Annotated in this window: 12 protein-coding genes; 7 read left to right on the plus strand and 5 right to left on the minus strand. The window is 72.1% G+C overall.

The window, feature by feature from the left end:
- Nucleotides 1–694: 694 nt before the first annotated feature.
- Nucleotides 695–2,047, minus strand: coding sequence for a UDP-N-acetylmuramoyl-L-alanine--D-glutamate ligase (murD, locus tag AB0F72_RS41695; RefSeq protein WP_360444706.1), 1,353 nt, complete (start codon nt 2,045–2,047; stop codon nt 695–697).
- A gap of 114 nt (nt 2,048–2,161) precedes the next feature.
- Between murD and AB0F72_RS41700 the strand changes: the two genes are divergently transcribed.
- The 3 genes from AB0F72_RS41700 to AB0F72_RS41710 all read left to right on the plus strand — a co-directional run bounded on the left by AB0F72_RS41700 (nt 2,162) and on the right by AB0F72_RS41710 (nt 4,949).
- Complete coding sequence (locus tag AB0F72_RS41700; RefSeq protein ID WP_360444739.1) at nt 2,162–3,445, plus strand: hypothetical protein; 1,284 nt, start codon at nt 2,162–2,164, stop codon at nt 3,443–3,445.
- 95 nt (nt 3,446–3,540) lie between these two features.
- Nucleotides 3,541–4,575, plus strand: a complete 1,035-nt coding sequence (locus AB0F72_RS41705; protein ID WP_360444709.1) for a serine hydrolase domain-containing protein — start codon at nt 3,541–3,543, stop codon at nt 4,573–4,575.
- An 11-nt stretch (nt 4,576–4,586) separates the two neighbouring features.
- Entirely contained in the window at nt 4,587–4,949 is a 363-nt protein-coding gene (locus AB0F72_RS41710) for a signal peptidase I (protein WP_360444712.1), read from the plus strand.
- Between the two features lie 456 nt (nt 4,950–5,405).
- On the opposite strand, the gene AB0F72_RS41715 is transcribed toward AB0F72_RS41710, so the two are convergent.
- Entirely contained in the window at nt 5,406–6,200 is a 795-nt protein-coding gene (locus AB0F72_RS41715) for an RNA methyltransferase (RefSeq protein ID WP_360444715.1), read from the minus strand.
- A 118-nt stretch (nt 6,201–6,318) separates the two neighbouring features.
- On the opposite strand from AB0F72_RS41715, the gene AB0F72_RS41720 reads away from it, so the two are divergent.
- Entirely contained in the window at nt 6,319–8,217 is a 1,899-nt protein-coding gene (locus AB0F72_RS41720; RefSeq protein ID WP_360444718.1) for a flavohemoprotein, read from the plus strand.
- A gap of 590 nt (nt 8,218–8,807) precedes the next feature.
- Here the strand turns inward: AB0F72_RS41720 and AB0F72_RS41725 are convergent.
- The gene (locus AB0F72_RS41725) at nt 8,808–9,485 is read right to left on the minus strand and encodes a hypothetical protein (RefSeq protein WP_360444721.1); all 678 of its coding nucleotides are present in this window, start codon (nt 9,483–9,485) and stop codon (nt 8,808–8,810) included.
- Between the two features lie 247 nt (nt 9,486–9,732).
- The gene (locus tag AB0F72_RS41730) at nt 9,733–11,037 is read right to left on the minus strand and encodes a serine hydrolase domain-containing protein (RefSeq protein WP_360444724.1); all 1,305 of its coding nucleotides are present in this window, start codon (nt 11,035–11,037) and stop codon (nt 9,733–9,735) included.
- A gap of 108 nt (nt 11,038–11,145) precedes the next feature.
- Between AB0F72_RS41730 and AB0F72_RS41735 the strand changes: the two genes are divergently transcribed.
- Nucleotides 11,146–11,595 carry an NfeD family protein gene (locus AB0F72_RS41735; protein ID WP_360444727.1) on the plus strand — a complete coding sequence of 150 codons (450 nt, stop codon included), beginning with the start codon at nt 11,146–11,148 and terminating at the stop codon, nt 11,593–11,595.
- A 30-nt stretch (nt 11,596–11,625) separates the two neighbouring features.
- A complete protein-coding gene (locus tag AB0F72_RS41740; RefSeq protein ID WP_360444730.1) occupies nt 11,626–12,717 on the plus strand; it encodes an SPFH domain-containing protein in 1,092 nt (363 codons plus the stop codon).
- On the opposite strand, the gene AB0F72_RS41745 is transcribed toward AB0F72_RS41740, so the two are convergent.
- Nucleotides 12,693–13,862 carry a DMT family transporter gene (locus AB0F72_RS41745; RefSeq protein ID WP_360444733.1) on the minus strand — a complete coding sequence of 390 codons (1,170 nt, stop codon included), beginning with the start codon at nt 13,860–13,862 and terminating at the stop codon, nt 12,693–12,695. The genes AB0F72_RS41740 and AB0F72_RS41745 overlap by 25 nt on opposite strands.
- Before the next feature lie 66 nt (nt 13,863–13,928).
- Here AB0F72_RS41745 and AB0F72_RS41750 point away from each other — a divergent pair.
- A partial coding sequence (locus tag AB0F72_RS41750) for a PLP-dependent aminotransferase family protein (protein ID WP_360444736.1) occupies nt 13,929–15,478 on the plus strand: 1,550 nt, incomplete at its 3' end.

A 15,478-nucleotide genomic window follows, 5' to 3' on the forward strand; every position in this document is an offset into this window, starting at 1 on the left:
CGGCCGATACCACTTCGCCACCCCTAAATGATCACAAACATGGATCAAAGTGGCTAGTCACCCGTAACCACCGTAGCCAAAAAGCAACAGGCTCCGAGGCAGCGGTCAGGGAACACACAACGCCATCGTGAGCTCCCACCTGCGCCAGGACCGAGACGCGGGCACACGCAACGCTTCGGTGTGCTCTCATCCCCGCGCCGCAACCGCATCGTGTGCCCCTGACCCTGGCCGGAGCGCGGACAGGCGCCGGACGGTGCCGGATAACCTGCCTCAGCTACGGCTCAAGTCCGCGAGCCGTCGCTCAGCCATGGAATCGAGCCCTGATGACATGCACCAGCTACGGCTCGGGCCCGCCAGCCGTCGCCCGCGCATGGAATCGGGCCCGGATGACATGTGTCAGCTACGGCTCGGGCCGCTCAGCCGTCGCCCGCGCATGGAATCGGGCCCGGATGACATGTGTCAGCTACGGCTCGGGCCGCTCAGCCGTAGCCGACACATGTGACCACGCGATGCCGGCCCGGCGGCAGCCACTTGCTCACCGAGCGCCTCCCACGCCGTCACCACTTGACCGAACACCTCACAATCTTGGCAACCGAGGGTCCACAGGTGGGCACAACTTGCCTAGATCGCGCTGGGGGCGGGCGGCGAGCGGCGAGCGGCGAGCAGCGAGGGGGTGGGGAGCGGCGGGCGGGGGTTACTTGGCGGTGTCGTGTACTGCCTGGGTGAAGACTTCGGAGCGGTGCTCGAAGTTGCGGAAACGGCCGTAGCTCGGCGCCGCCGGTGACAGCAGCACCACTCCCCCGGCCGGCGTCACCTCGCGGGCGAGCCGCACCGCATCCACGAGATCCTCGGCGACCAGCGTCCGCACGCCCGGCAGGTCGGAGATCTCGGAAATGATGCGGGGGCCACTGTCCGGCAGGCCGATCACGGTCAGTGTGCGGGACTCCAGGAAGGAACGTAACGGTGTGTAGTCCAGCCCACGATCGGTCCCGCCGACGAGCACGGTGAGTGGCCGGTCGGCGTAGGCCTCGATGGCGTGCATCGCCGAGTACGGGCTGGTCGACAACGTGTCGTCGACGAACGTGACACCGGACGGGTCCTCGATCTCGGCGAGCCGGTGCGGCAGTCCCCGGAACGATCGGACAGCCGCTTCGAGATCGTCCCGAAGCCCGACCACGTCGACGCCCATCCCGTCCAGCACGGCGAGCGCCACGCACAGGTTCCGCTCGTTGTGCCGGCCCTTCAGCTCCAGCGCCGACCGGGCGAACAGCGGCTCGTCGCTGCAGAAGACGACGCCGTCCTCGACCCGGAACCGGGAGTCCTCGGCGGCGGCCGGCACCGGCGGGAAGCCGCTGGAATCGGTCAGCCCCCGGATCTCGTCGCGCAGTCGTGAGTCCTCCGCGTTGACCACGATCAGCTCGGGCCCGTACCGGAGAAGGTTTAGTTTGTCCCGGTAGTAGGCCTGCTCACTCCCGTGCGAGTCCAGGTGCTCGGGGAAGAGCGAGGTCACCACGGCGACCCGCGGCGAGTCGGTGAGATCCGCGCACTGGTAGCTGGAGAGCTCCAGCACATACAGATCAGATTCGGGCAGGTCGAGCAGGGGGATGCCGATGTTCCCGCCGTACGCGTTGGGCTTGCCGACCGCCGCGAGAAGGTGGCTGATCAGGCTGGACGTGGTGCTCTTGCCCTTGCTGCCGGTCACGCCGACGGTCTTGGCGGCGTTCTCCGCCATCCACAGCGCGCTGCCGCCGGTCACCGTGACGCCCCGGGCGCGCAGTTCCGTCAGGTACGGGTGGGTCAGCGGCACGCCGGGCGAGCGAACCACGACGTCAGCTGTGTAAAGGGCAGCCTGCGCGTGCTCCCCGCCGGCCAGCGGGGCGAGCGCCGCGAACTCGTCCTCCCAGGGCGTGGAGAGGTAGTTCGCGCTGTCGTCGACCGCGATCAGCCGGGACGGCTCGTGCTTCGCGATCGCGGTCACCGCGGCCCGGCCCTCCCGGCCGGTGCCCCAGACCGCCACCGAGCGGCCACGCAGATCTGCCAGGCGCACGTCTCTCCCCTAACCGGATCGCATCTCGCGGAACCGAACCAATGCATCTCGTGGAACCGAACTAATATTGCCCGTCGGCCAGAAGACAGGAGTTTCCGGGTGCAGTTCGACGTCATGCGCTTCCCCTCGTACACATTTGATCCGACGACCGGGGTGGCGGCGTTCGACTACCTGCTCGACGGGCCGGAGCCGCTGCGCTTCACCGAGACGATCACGTTTCCGCTGCCCGACCGGCGGGAGGTGCCGGACGCGTTCTACCGGGTTCTCGACCTGCTGCACGTGGTGGCCGGGGTCAGCTACTACAAGGTGGGCGCGCCGCCGCGGATCGAGGCGCCGAAAGCCGTGCCGGCGGCGGTGACCTCGTTCTTCACGGCGATCTACACGAACGGCCTGGCGGAGTACGCGTACCGCAATCAGCTGCCGCACGTGCTGGAGCTCACCGTCGACACGCCCGGCGTGATCCCGGATGCGGAAATTTCGGAGATGTCCGGCAGGCCGCTCTCCGCGGTCGGCGGTGGCAAGGACTCGATCGTCACGCTGGAGATCCTGCGCGCCGCCGGGCTGGACCCGGTGCCGTTCTCGGTCAACCCGAACCCGGTGATCGAGAACGTCAACGCCGCGTCCGGCCTGCCCGCCCTCGCCGCGCGCCGCAAGCTCGACCCCCGGCTGTTCGAGCTGAACGCCGCCGGCGCGCTGAACGGCCACATCCCGGTCACCGCGATCAACTCGCTGATCGCGATCGCCACCGCGGTCTGGCACGGGCTCGGCCCGGTGGTGATGTCGAACGAGCGCTCCGCCTCCGACCCGAACCTGATCTGGAACGGCCACGAGGTGAATCACCAGTGGTCCAAGGGCGCGACCGCCGAGGGGCTGCTGCGGGCGGCCGTCACGGCGTACGCGGGGCTCGCCGACCCGTACTTCTCACTGCTCCGCACGCTCTCCGAGCTGCACATCGCGCAGCTCTTCGCCGGTTACACAGCGTACGATGATGTCGTCACCAGCTGTAACAAGGCGTTCAAACTTCACGACCCGACGGCCCGCTGGTGCGGTGACTGTCCGAAGTGCCGGTTCGTTTTCCTGGCGATGGCTCCGCACATGCCCCGCGAACGGCTCGCGCACATCTTCGGCCACGACCTGTTCGCCGACCCCGCCCAGGTCCCCGGCTTCCTGGAACTGCTCGGCGTGGACGCGCACAAGCCGTTCGAGTGCGTCGGCGAGGCCGAGGAGTGCCTGGTCGCGCTCTCCATGCTGACCGACGACGCCCCGGTGCTCGTCGCGCTCCGCGCCGCCGTGCCGGATTCCGCGTGGGCCGACGCGTCGCACAGCAACGTCTTCACCCCGGGCGGCCCCCACCACATCCCGCCGGCCTACCGGAAGATCCTGGACGAGGCGGTCTGATCATCTACCCCACGACGCGAGAGCTGCGCTATCCGGCGACAGCCACGATTTCGGTACGGGGGTACGCCCACGACTCCTTCGCCGGGGTGACGGACGTGCTCGCCGGACTGTCCGAGGATCCCGGCGCGCAGCTGGCCGTCTATGTGGACGGCCGGCTCGTCGTCGACCTGTGGACGGCGGCGGCCGGTGACGGCGACGCGCTGACCGGGGTGTTCTCGGCCGGCAAGGGCGCGGTCTACCTGGTGGTCGCGCGACTGGTCGACGACGGTGTGCTGGAGCTGGACCGTCGCGTCGCCGAGTACTGGCCGGCGTTCCCCCTCCCCCGCCTCACCCTGCGCGACCTGCTCGCCCACCGCTCCGGGTTGATCGGCGTCGACGGCGGGTTCAGCCCCGCCGAGCTCCTCGACGACCGTTCGGTGGCGGCCCGCCTGCTCCACCAGACCCCGTACTGGGAGCCCGGCACCGCGTACGGCTACCACGCCTTCACCATCGGGGCGATGCTCGGCGAGGTCGTGTGGCACGCCACCGGCCGTACCCTGCAGAGGTTGTTCTTTGATCTGATCCGGTCACCGTTCGGCGTTGATGTCTTCCTGGGCGGATCCGACGAGTCCCGGTACCGTCCGGTTCTGCCCGGGGCCGACACGACCGTCATCCCGCCCCGCAGCCTCACCGCGATCGCGTTCAACCGCAACGCCGACCCGCCCACCGACATGATCGAGTGGATCAACACGCCCGCGGTGCGCGCTCGCGGCCCGGTCTCCGGCGCCGCCGTGGCGAGTGCGCGAGGCCTGGCCGCGATGTACGCGGCAGCCCTTTGGGGCACCGGTGGCCGGGAACCGCTCGTCGACCGGCACACCCTCGCGGAGTTCGCCGCGATCTCCTCGGACGGCTTCGACCGGATCACCGGCGAACGCCACCACTTCGGCCTCGGCTTCGAGATCCAGCACCTGCGCTACCCGGGGCTCGGTGAGACCGCTTTCGGTCACAGCGGCGTCTCCGGTACGCAGGCTCTGGCCGACCCGTCCCGGGGCGTCGCCCTCGCCTACACCCGCCGGCGCTGCACCTATCCGGGCGGGGCGGCCCGCGAGGTGGGACCGCTCGTTGCGGCGGTGCTCGGCGCCACCCGGTAGCGTCGGCGACCGTGACAGATGGGATCTACGTAGGTAACGCCGACCCGGACGCGCTCGCCGATCGGGGCTGGCTGCTCGGCCACTTCAAGCCCGAGGGCGACCTGCGGCACAGCACGGACGTCGAGATCAAGTGGGGCCGCCACCCGAAGGGTGACCGGCGGGCGGAGTGGGTTCGCGGTGAGGAGCGGACGGCGCTGCTCGTGTTGATCAGCGGCTGTTTCCACATGGAGTTCCCGGAGCGGACAGTGGTTCTCGACAAGCAGGGCGATTACGTGGTGTGGGCGCGGGGTGTGGATCACTCGTGGGTGGCCGCCGAGGAGTCGGTGGTGCTGACCGTCCGGTGGCCGTCGATCCCGGGCTACGCCGTCCCCTGACCCGGCTCAGCGGATCCCCGGCCAGCGTGTGGAGTTGAGGCGCGGAGCGCACCCGAAACCCACACGCTCAGCGGATCCCCGGCCGGCGTGTGGAATTGAGGCACGGAGCGCACCCGAAACCCACACGCTCAGCGGATCCCCGGCCAGCGTGTGGAATTGAGGCACGGAGCGCACCCGAAACCCACACGCTCAGCGGATCCCCGGCCAGCGTGTGGAACTGAGGCGCGCAGCGCACCCGAAACCCACACGCTCAGCGGATCCCCGGCCAGCGTGTGGAACTGAGGCGCGCAGCGCACCCGAAACCCACACGCTCAGCGGCTGGGGCGGGCGGGAGCTCTCCACGGTGACCACTGACGTGTCCCGGCGGCCGCGCTGCGGCCCGGCGGTGAGACGGTGGCCGCGCGGTGGGGGCGGGACGGTTCCGGTGCGGTTGGGGAGGTGCGGGCGCGTACCCGATCATCGGCACAATTCCCAGAAGGCGATCGCCGCGGCGGTGGCGACGTTGAGGGAGTCGACGCCGTTGCGCATGGGGATCGCCACGCGGACGTCGCTGGCGCGCAGGGCGTGCGAGGTCAGGCCGGGGCCTTCGGCGCCCAGGAGCAGGGCGGGGCGTTCGCGCTGGGCGGGTGTCAGATCCTGGAGGGCCACCGCGTCGTCGGCCGGGGTCATCGCCAGCAGCGTGAAGCCCGCTTCGCGGATCGTGGCGAGTGTCTGGGGCCAGTTCTCCGACTTGGCGTACGGGATGGCGAACACCTCGCCCATGCTGACCCGGACGGCTCGGCGGTAGAGCGGGTCCGCGCAGTTGGGTGAGAGGACCACCGCGTCGATGCCGAGGGCGGCGGCGCTGCGGAACAGGGCGCCGAGGTTGGTGTGCGTGTTCAGGCCCTCCAGCACGGCCAGGCGTCGCGCTCCGGCCAGCAACTCGTCGAGCGGCGTGAGGTCGCGGCGGTGGAACGACGCGAGGATGCCCCGGTGCACGTGGAAGCCGGTGATCGACTCCAGGACCGGCGCGGGCGCGGTGTAGAGCGGGGCGTCCGGCGGCAGGTCGGCGAGCTGGTCGGCGCGTTTCTGGTCGACCAGGGCGGAGCGCATCCGGTATCCGGCACGCAGCGCACGCTGGATGACCAGTTCTCCTTCGGCGATGAACAGCCCGTTCGGGGGTTCCCACTTGGTGCGCAGTTCGACGTCGGTGAGGGCACGGTAGTCGGCGATGCGCGGGTCGTCGGGGCTGGTGATGCTCAGTGGTGGCACCCAGGCATTGTGCCTACCGCGATCGGGCGGCCGCCCCTGGCCCCTGCGTGCCGGATATTTCCGGCACATCCGGCATATGGTGGAGACGATGTAGCTCACTTCTCCGAGGGGTTTGCCAGTGTCGGCTGGTTCGGGACCGGGCTCCGACCCGCATCTGCTCGCCCTGCTGCGAGCCATCCGGTTGCGCCAGAACGCGCCGGACGCCGCCGAGGCCGGCGCGGCGGACACCGCGGCGGCGCTCTCCGACGTTCCCGCGGCTTCCGACCCGGCGCCGGGTTCCGGGTCGGCGGGCGCTCCCGGGGCGGCGCGTGCTTCCGGGTCGGCGGGCGCTCCCGGGTCGGCCGGCGCTCCCGGGTCGGCCGGCGTTCCCGAGTCGGCACCGGGTTCCGGGCCGGCGTCGCCGGGGGATGACGTGTCCCGCTTCCCCGACGAGCCGGCGCCGCAACCGAGCCGGATCCCGCCCGCCGCGAGCCGGCCACCATCGGGACGGCCGGCGGCCGCACGGCCCGCGCCGCCCGACCCGCAGCGCCCGCCGGACCGGGCCAACCCGGAGATCCTCTGGCGCGGCGATCCCGGCGCCACCCTCGGCCGGTCCGGCCTCGGCGCGAAACGACGCCCCGGAGCGTCGAGAGGCGTGTGGGGCGCCGCCGCCGGCCGGATCAACCCGATCACCGGCGCGGCCGGGCGGATCAACCCGATCACCGGCGTGAACCCGGCCGGGCCCGCCGCACCGGCCGCCCCGATCCCCGGCATCGAGGGGATCCGCCCGATCGGCGGCCCCGGCACCGAGTTCCCCACCGACCCGACGCTCTACGGATATCCGTCCTCGCCCCGGGGCGGCGCACACGGCCCCGCGCCGAAACGCAACGCCCCCGGCGTCGACGGCATGAACCCGGCCGACGACGCCGAGCTGCGTGACGTCCAGCGGCTGCTCAGCACCAGCCTGACGTTCGCGGGCGGCACCGGCGAGGTGGCCGAACGACTGTGGAACGCCCTGCTGCAGGCCCAGCCCGACCTGTTGGCGACGGTTCCCGGAACGGCCGAGACCCAGCGCCGCCAGCTGGCCCGGGCGCTCACCTGGATCGCGCACAACCTGGACGATCCGCCCACCGTCGTCACCGGGTGCGGGCAGCTCGGCGCGGCGCTCTCCGAGAGCGGCGTGCAGTGGAAGCAGCTGCAACTCGTCGGAGCGGCCCTCGCCGAGGCGTTGCGGGCCGGCATGGCGCCCGGCGGGTGGCGGCAGGACTTCGATCAGGCGTGGCGGTGGGCGTGGCAGCACACCTACGAGTGGATCGTGCACGGGGGGACGCTCACCGCGTACCAGCCGACCGCCTGGACCGCCGAGGTGCTCTCCCACGAGCTGCGCCGGCCGGACCTCGCGGTGATCCGGGTCCGTCCGTTCCTGCCCATGCCGTACCGCCCCGGCCAGTACGCCCGCGTCGAAGTCGCTCGGCTGCCCGGAGTCTGGCGGCCGTACTCGCTGGCCGGCGCCCCGCACCGGGACGAGACTCTGGAACTGCACGTCCGCGCCAAGTCCGCGGCCGGCGTCAGCCACACCCTCGTGCACGCGACACGCAAAGGCGACCGGATCCGGCTCACCCGAGCCGAAGGCGACCTGGCACTCCCCGCCGAACCGGGCCGCGGCGTCCTGATGATCGCCGGGGACACCGGGATAGCCCCGATGAAGGCGATGCTCACCCAGGTGGCCGCCACCGCCGACCCGCGCCCGGTCGTCCTGTTCTGGGGTGTCCGAGAGCTGAGCGAGCTGTATGACATCGACGACGTGTCCGCTATCGCCCATGCGGCCCCGAAGGCGACGGTGGTTCCGGTGGTGTCCGAGGGCAATCCCGGGCCGTATGCGTACGGGCTGGTCACCGACGCGGTCGCGGCCTATGGGGAGTGGTCCCGCCACGAGGTCTGCCTCGCGGGCCCGCCGCTGATGGTGGCGGCGACGACGGCGGCGCTGGAGGAGCTCGGGGTGCCGTCGGCGCGAATTCACCACGATCCGCCGGAATGATCCGGTACGGGTGGCCGGTCGCCCTCAACCGCAGGTGCTGGCCGTCCCGTGGAGTCGGCGCGGCCATGTGCGGGTCAAGGCCGTTGCGCGGGCTACGGCTACGGGTGGTGGGTCACGGTGGGGGTCGTCCCGTGGGGTCGCGGTGGCTCACGGGGTTCAACCCGTGATGGACGGGGCACCGAGCGCAGAGTTGTCCCGTGATGGACCGGGCACCGAGCGATCTTGGAAACCAACAAGAGCCGATGTCACGCTCGGTCACCGGCTGGGCGGAGCAGTAGCGGTTTGCGTCATTCTGCGGGGCCAGGACCGTCCACGCCTTTCCGAAAAGCGCCAGCTTTACCGGAGATACCGGCACTCACCGTGAGAGCCACGGCTGCCGAACACCCTCCGCACAACCGAGAAGCGACAAAACCGGCATACCGGCCGGACGGATGGCCGGCGTCGCGTGGAGCGCCCTCGGCGAGGTGCTTTCGCGTGGGGCGCCGCTTCCATGAGGTGCCTTCGCGTGGGGCGCCGCTTCCGTGAGCCGCCATCACGCGGAGCCCGGCCTCCGTGAGCCGCCCTCGCCCGGAGCAGCGGCAATCGACCCGTCACGCCCGGGGTAACAGCCGCCCGCCGGTCCAGGCCAGCCCCATCCCCGCGGCGAGCAGCAGCAACGCTCCGACCGTGGGTATCGGTTTCGCGGTGAGCGACTCCGAGCCGATGGCCACGGCCGCGAGCATCATCAGGATCCCGTCCGCCGGGTTCACCAGCCTCGATCGGAACACCGCCCAGCCGAGCAGCAGCAACCCCATCCCGGTGATCGCTCCGGCAGCCGCCACGAAGTCCGGCACCCGACCCGTCATGATCGGCGCGCTGGCCACCACCGCGTCCGCGGGCAGCGCGGCGAGCGGCACCAGCGTCGTCGAGCCGGCGAGCGTGAGGAGCAGCCCGGTCAGCGCGCATCGGCGGCTCCGGGACGCGGCCAGCAGCCCGGCCAGGGCGATCAGCGCCACCGTGGCGAGCCATCCGGCGACCAGCCGCACCGCGAGCGGGCCGGGCGCGCTGCTCACCCCGAGCGTGAGCCAGCCGTAGAGGACGGCGGCCAGCGGCAACGCCCACAGGGCGAGCCGTGCGTACCGGCGGACCGACCAGATCCACACCGCGTCGCGTACCGGCAGTGGGTGGTTCTCCGCCTCGCTCCCGGCAGCCGGCGTCGGGGCGCCGACCCACGCCGGGGCGACCCGCAGAGGTCGTCCGCTCGCGGTCTGCCGTTGGCTGATGCTCATCGCTCCGCCTCGTGTCCCTGGGCAACGAGCCGAGCGGCCGGGGGCACCGGTCGGACCCTGGGATCAGCGTGCCAAACTCCGCGAAGATGTGGGGTCAATCACCAAAAAAACTGAAAAGTCAGGCCCATTTGGTACGCACGACGCAGGCTCCCCGAGCACCCGGCGGCCGGCCGGGCGGCCCCGACGGCCGCACCCCGCCGCCGGCTCATGCGATGCCAGCCGCACCGCCGCCGGCTCATGCGACGGGTCAGGCCAGATGTCCCGGGTCCCGGCGGTAGACGAACGTGGCGATGTCCAGCGCGTCGACCGGCCCGTCCGGAACCCGCACCACCCGCAGGAACTCCCCCTCGTTGTTGCCGTCGACCCCGCGCCACCGGTCCGGGGCCTCCCGGACGAAGCGGGTCCGGTGGTACGGACCCGTCATGATCAGCGCCTCGCCGTCCGGGACGACCTCGTACTCGCTGCCCATCCACCACCAGCGGCCGCACAACTCGGCCGCCTCACCGGCCGGGGCGACCGGCGGGCGCCACGGGGACACCGGGGCCGGCTCGGCGTCGAGAACCGTGGTCAGCGTCCGCAGCGACACCTCCCTGATGTGGTCGCCGACCAGCCCGTAGGCGTTCGCGAACGCGATCACCCCGAAGCGGCTGCGCCGGTGCACGACCAGGTGGGCGACGTATCCCGGCATGGAACCGCCGTGACCCACGTAGACCCGCTCACCGACCCGGAACAGTTGCGGCCCCAACCCGTGCCCCGCCGTCCAGGACTCCAGATCGGAGATCACCACCGGCGCGCACATCTCGTCCACGGTCTCCCGGGCCAGCACCGCCGGCGCCGGATCGGCCAGGAAGCCGGCCCACTTGGCCATGTCCGTGACGGTCGACCACAGTTGCCCGGCCGGGGCCATCGCGCCGGTGTCCGGGCGCGGCTCCTCGTGCAGCGTCCCGCCGAGCGCGTGCACCACGTAACCCCGGGCGTACGGCTCGACCGGCGCGTACGTGGTCCGCTTCATCCCCAGCGGGTCGAGCACCCGTTTGGCGGCCAGGTCCGCCCAGCTCTGCCCGGTGACCCGCGCCAGCACCGCGCCGAGCAGGCCGTAAGCGAGATTGGAGTACCGATGCCGGCGGAACGGCGCGCCGGCCAGCTTCTCATAGGTCAGACCGGCCAGCAGGTGGTCGACGTCACCGCCGGCGCTGCGTTCCCACCACGGGCCGTCCGGCTCGCGCTGCAGGCCGGAGACGTGCCCGAGCAGCTGGCGCAGCGTCACCCCGCCGATCGGCGTGCCGGGCAGGTGGCGGTAGAGCAGGTCGTCGAGGGCGAAGAACCCCTCGTCGCGCAACTGCATCACCAGCGTCGCGGTGATCGTCTTGGTGATCGAGCCGAGCCGGTACTGGGTTTTCGGGTCCGGCCGGGGCTGTTCACCGGCCCCGGCGAAATGCAGAACGGCACGGTCCCGGACGACTGCGAGGGCGAACGACGGCACCCGGCCGTTGGACTGCGCGCGGGCAGCGATCTCGTCGACGCGGCGGGCGGTCTCCGGAAGCAGCGACACGGTGGGACCTCTCGGTGGGGGGACTCACGGGTTTAACTGTTCGATGCAGAATCGGCTACGCCAAATCGTCATGTGCCGAGGGTGCGCGGACGTGCCACGATCAGAGATGTGGAAGCCGTACTCTGGATCGTCCTCGCGATCGCGCTGGTGATCGGCGAGGCCTTCACCGCGACCATTTTGATCATCTTCTTCGCCGCCGGCGCCGCGGCCGCTGCCGGGGCGGCGGCTCTCGGCGCGCCACTGCTGGCCCAGGTCATCGTGTTCGCGGTGGTCTCCGGCCTGTCGGTGGCGGCGGTGCGGCCGATCGTGATGCGGCACGCCCGGTCGGCGATCGAGACCGGCGAGACCCCGTTCGGCGTGGAGGCAATCGTGGGGTCGCACGGCGTGGTCGTGGACGAGGTGGACGCGTCCAGCGGCATGATCAAGATTGACGGCGAGTTGTGGCAGGCCCGTTCGTTCGACGGCACGGAGACGTTTCAACCCGGCGACCGCGTCAGCGTCGTCAAGCTCCGTGGCGCCACCGTCCTGGTGTGGCACGACGATCTCCCCGACGTCTAGTCACACCCTTCGAACAACCTGAGAGGCGTCATGGAAGCCATCATCCTGGTGCTCGTCATAGTCATCGCGGTCCTCGCGGTGACCACTCTCGTCAAGTCGGTGCGGATCGTCCCCCAGCAGCGGATGGACGTCGTCGAGCGGCTCGGCAAGTACAAGCGCACCCTCTCGCCCGGCCTCAACCTGCTGGTGCCGTTCGTCGACGCGGTGCGCACCAAGGTGGACATGCGCGAGCAGGTCGTCTCGTTCCCGCCGCAGCCGGTGATCACGTCGGACAACCTGGTCGTCTCGATCGACACGGTGCTCTACTTCAAGGTCGTCGACCCGGTGCGGGCCACCTACGAGATCTCCAACTTCCTGCAGGCCATAGAGCAACTGACCGTCACCACCCTGCGCAACGTGATCGGTTCGCTCGACCTGGAGCGCGCGCTGACCAGCCGCGACCAGATCAACAAGCACCTCTCCAGCGTGCTCGACGAGACCACCGGCCGCTGGGGCATCAAGGTCACCCGCGTCGAGATCAAGGCGATCGAGCCGCCGCCGAGCATCCGTGACTCGATGGAGAAGCAGATGCGCGCCGAGCGGGAACGCCGCGCCACGATCCTGAACGCCGAGGGCCACAAGCAGGCGGCGATCCTCACCGCCGAGGGCGAGAAGCAGTCCCAGGTGCTGCGCGCCGACGGTGACCGGCAGGCCCGGATCCTGCAGGCCGAGGGCCAGGCCAAGGCGATCCGGACCGTCTTCGACGCGATCCACCAGGCCAACCCGTCCCAGAAGGTGCTCGCCTACCAGTACCTCCAGGCGCTCCCGCAGATCGCGAACGGCACCGCCAACAAGGTGTGGATCGTCCCGGCCGAGCTCACCAAGGCGCTCGAAGGCCTCGGCGGCGCGCTCGGCGGTCTCGCGAGCACGGCCGGCGACACCCCGTCGGCGAGCGTGGACTCCGGCGCCGTCGAGCGCGAGGCGCAGGCCGCCGCCGAGGCCGCGGCAGCCGAGGCGCAGCGGGTGAACGCCGAGGTCCAGGCCGCCGAGGCCGAGTCGACGGCCGCCCTGCCGTCGTCCGCGCAGCTGCCGTCCTCGGCCGCGCTGGGCAGCGCCGACTACTCCGAGGTCGAGAAGAACTGACCACGGCCCGGCACCGGCGCCGGGGTCGCCCCTGACGCCGGGGTCGGCCCTGACGCCGGGGTCGGCCCTGGCACCGGGACCGGGCCTGGCTTCGGGCCTGACTCGGGGGCAGGCGCCGGTCCGGCGGCTGCCGGGGTGCGGCCGGTCAGGCCCAGGGCCAGACCGGCCGCCACCGTCGCCATGCCGAGCCAGACCAGCGGGCGCGGCGCCGGTCCGCCCAGCGCCATCCCGGTCACTGCCGCGCTGATCGGGGCGACGCCGGTGAGCAGTCCCGCCCGGCCGGCGCCGATCCGGGCCACGCACGTGTACCAGAGCACGAACGCCACCGCCGTCACCGCCACCGCCAGATAGGCGCCGGCCAGCAGCTCGGGCAGACCCAGCCGGAGCACCGCCGCCGGCCCTTCGGCGACCATCCCGGTCACGCCGAAGAGCACTGCCGCCAGCCACGTGGTGTGCACCGAGACGCCGAGCGGACCGTGCCGGCCCAGCACCGGCACGGCGAGCAGCGTGAACGCGGCCTCGCAGGCGAACGTCACGAACGCCCATCCGAGCCCGGCCGCGTCGGCGCGGCCGACGCCTTGGACGAGGGCGGCGCCGACGGTGACCACCCCGGCCGCGGCGAGCACCCGCAGCGCCGGAGCGCGGCCCTCCAGCAGCGGGCCGCCGGCCGCGAGCAGGACCGGCACGCAGGCCACAGCGACGCCGAGCACGGCCGGTTCGGCGTGTGCCGCGCCGCGCACCAGGGCGACGTTGAAGAACAGCAGGCCGGTCCCGGTGACCCCGAGCAGCCAGAGCCACTCGGCGCCCCGGGGCCAGGACAGCCGCGCGGCCCGCCCCGGCAGCCGCCCGCCGCGCGGCCCAGGAGCGGCCGGAGAGCCCGGAGCCGCCGGAGAGCTAGACGCCGCCGGAGAGCCCGGAGCCGCCGGAGAGCCAGACGCCGCCGGAGAGCCGGGCGACACAACGGCGCCGCGTGACGAGAAGGCGCCGGACCAGCGGGACCAGGCGAGCAGCAGGAGGCAGGCCACCCCGTACCGGAGGGCCTGCACGGTGAAGAGCGGCGCGTCGGAGAGATGACCGGAGACAGCCACGCTGCCGCCGACGAACACCATGCCTGTCGCGCCGGCGAGGATCGGTAACGCTTTCACGCACTCGATCCTGCGCCGCGATATGGTCCGGTTCGAGGACCAATTCACGCGGGACAGGGTGGACCAATGTCCGACTTCCTCCAGCTGCGCCCGGAGACCGCGCCGGCCAAGGGCCTGACCGCCTGGCTCACCGACGGCCTGCGCGCGGCCATCACCGGTGGGCGGCTCACACCCGGCGACCGGCTGCCACCCACCCGGCTGCTCGCCGGCGAGCTGCGGATCTCCCGGGGCGTGGTCGTCCAGGCGTACCAGCGGCTCACCGACGAGGGCCTGGCGACCGCCCGGACCGGCTCCGGCACCGTCGTCACCGGGCGCGGCACGCACCAGGGTCACCGCCCGGCCGGTGACCGCCGGCGCACCCTGGACGAGCTGCGGCTGCCGCTCTCCACACCGGACGGCATCGACCTGAACCTCTCCCCCGGTGTGCCGGACCTGTCCGCGTTCCCGCGCGCCGCGTGGCTGCGGGCGGAGCGGGCGGTGCTGAGCCGGGTGACCGGAACTGATCTCGGGTACGGCGACCCGGGCGGCGTCCCCCGGCTCCGGGTCGAACTGGCGCGCTGGCTGGGGCGTACCCGGGGAGTCCGGGCCGAAGCGGACGACGTGCTGGTCTGCGCGGGCGTCGCGCAAGGGTTCGCCCTGCTCGCGCGGGTGTTGGCCATGTCCGAGATAGCCGTCGAGGACCCGGGCTCGCGAGGCGCCGCCGACCAGCTCGCCTACTGGGGGACGCGCGCCGTCGGAGTGCCCGTCGACGACCAGGGCATGCGGGTCGACGAGCTGGTCGCGACCGGTCTGACGGCGGCGGTGCTGACGCCGGCGCACCAGTTCCCGACAGGTGTGGTGCTCAGCCCGGAACGCCGCCGGGCTCTGCTGCGGTGGCCGGGACTGATCATTGAGGACGACTACGACGCGGAGCACCGGTACGACCGGGCGCCGGTCGCGGCACTCCAGGGCTCGGCGCCGGACCGGGTCGCGTACCTGGGAAGTGTCTCGAAATCTCTCGCCCCGGGGATGCGGCTGGGCTGGCTGATCGCGCCGCGCCGGACGCAACCCGACCTGCTCGCCGCGAAGCACGCCAGTGACCTGGGCAATCCGGCCCTGCCGCAGCTGGTCTTCGCCGAACTTCTGGCGTCCGGCGACTACGAGCGCCACCTGCGGGCGGTCCGGACCCGGCAGCGCCGCCGCCGGGACGCGCTGCTGGCCGCGCTGCGCGCGCATCTCCCGAGCGCGCGGGTGGCCGGTGTCGCTGCCGGGCTGCACCTTCTGGTCACTTTTCCCGGGTACGGGGACGTCAGCGACACCGCCCTGTCGGAGCTGGTGGCCGCCGAGGGAGTACTGGTCCAGCCGCTCTCCTGGCACCGGCAGCGGCAGGGGCCGCCCGGCCTCGTCATCGGTTACGCCGCCCACCCGCCGGACCGCCTAGCCGAGGCCGCCGCCCGCATCGGACGAGCCCTCAACCAAGGCGCCTCCCCGCACCGCCAACCGAGTCGCATCGCGCCCGCCGGTGTCGAGGGTGCCGAAAACGGCCACGGGGGGGCCGGGGGGGTTTTTGGGCCGCCAGGAACCCGGCCCGCGGGGGGGGAGGCCCCCCCCCGACAGGGGGGCCGGTTAAGAAGTGG

This window comes from Actinoplanes sp. NPDC023936, from assembly GCF_040639325.1.
In the GTDB taxonomy this organism is placed as follows: domain Bacteria; phylum Actinomycetota; class Actinomycetes; order Mycobacteriales; family Micromonosporaceae; genus Actinoplanes.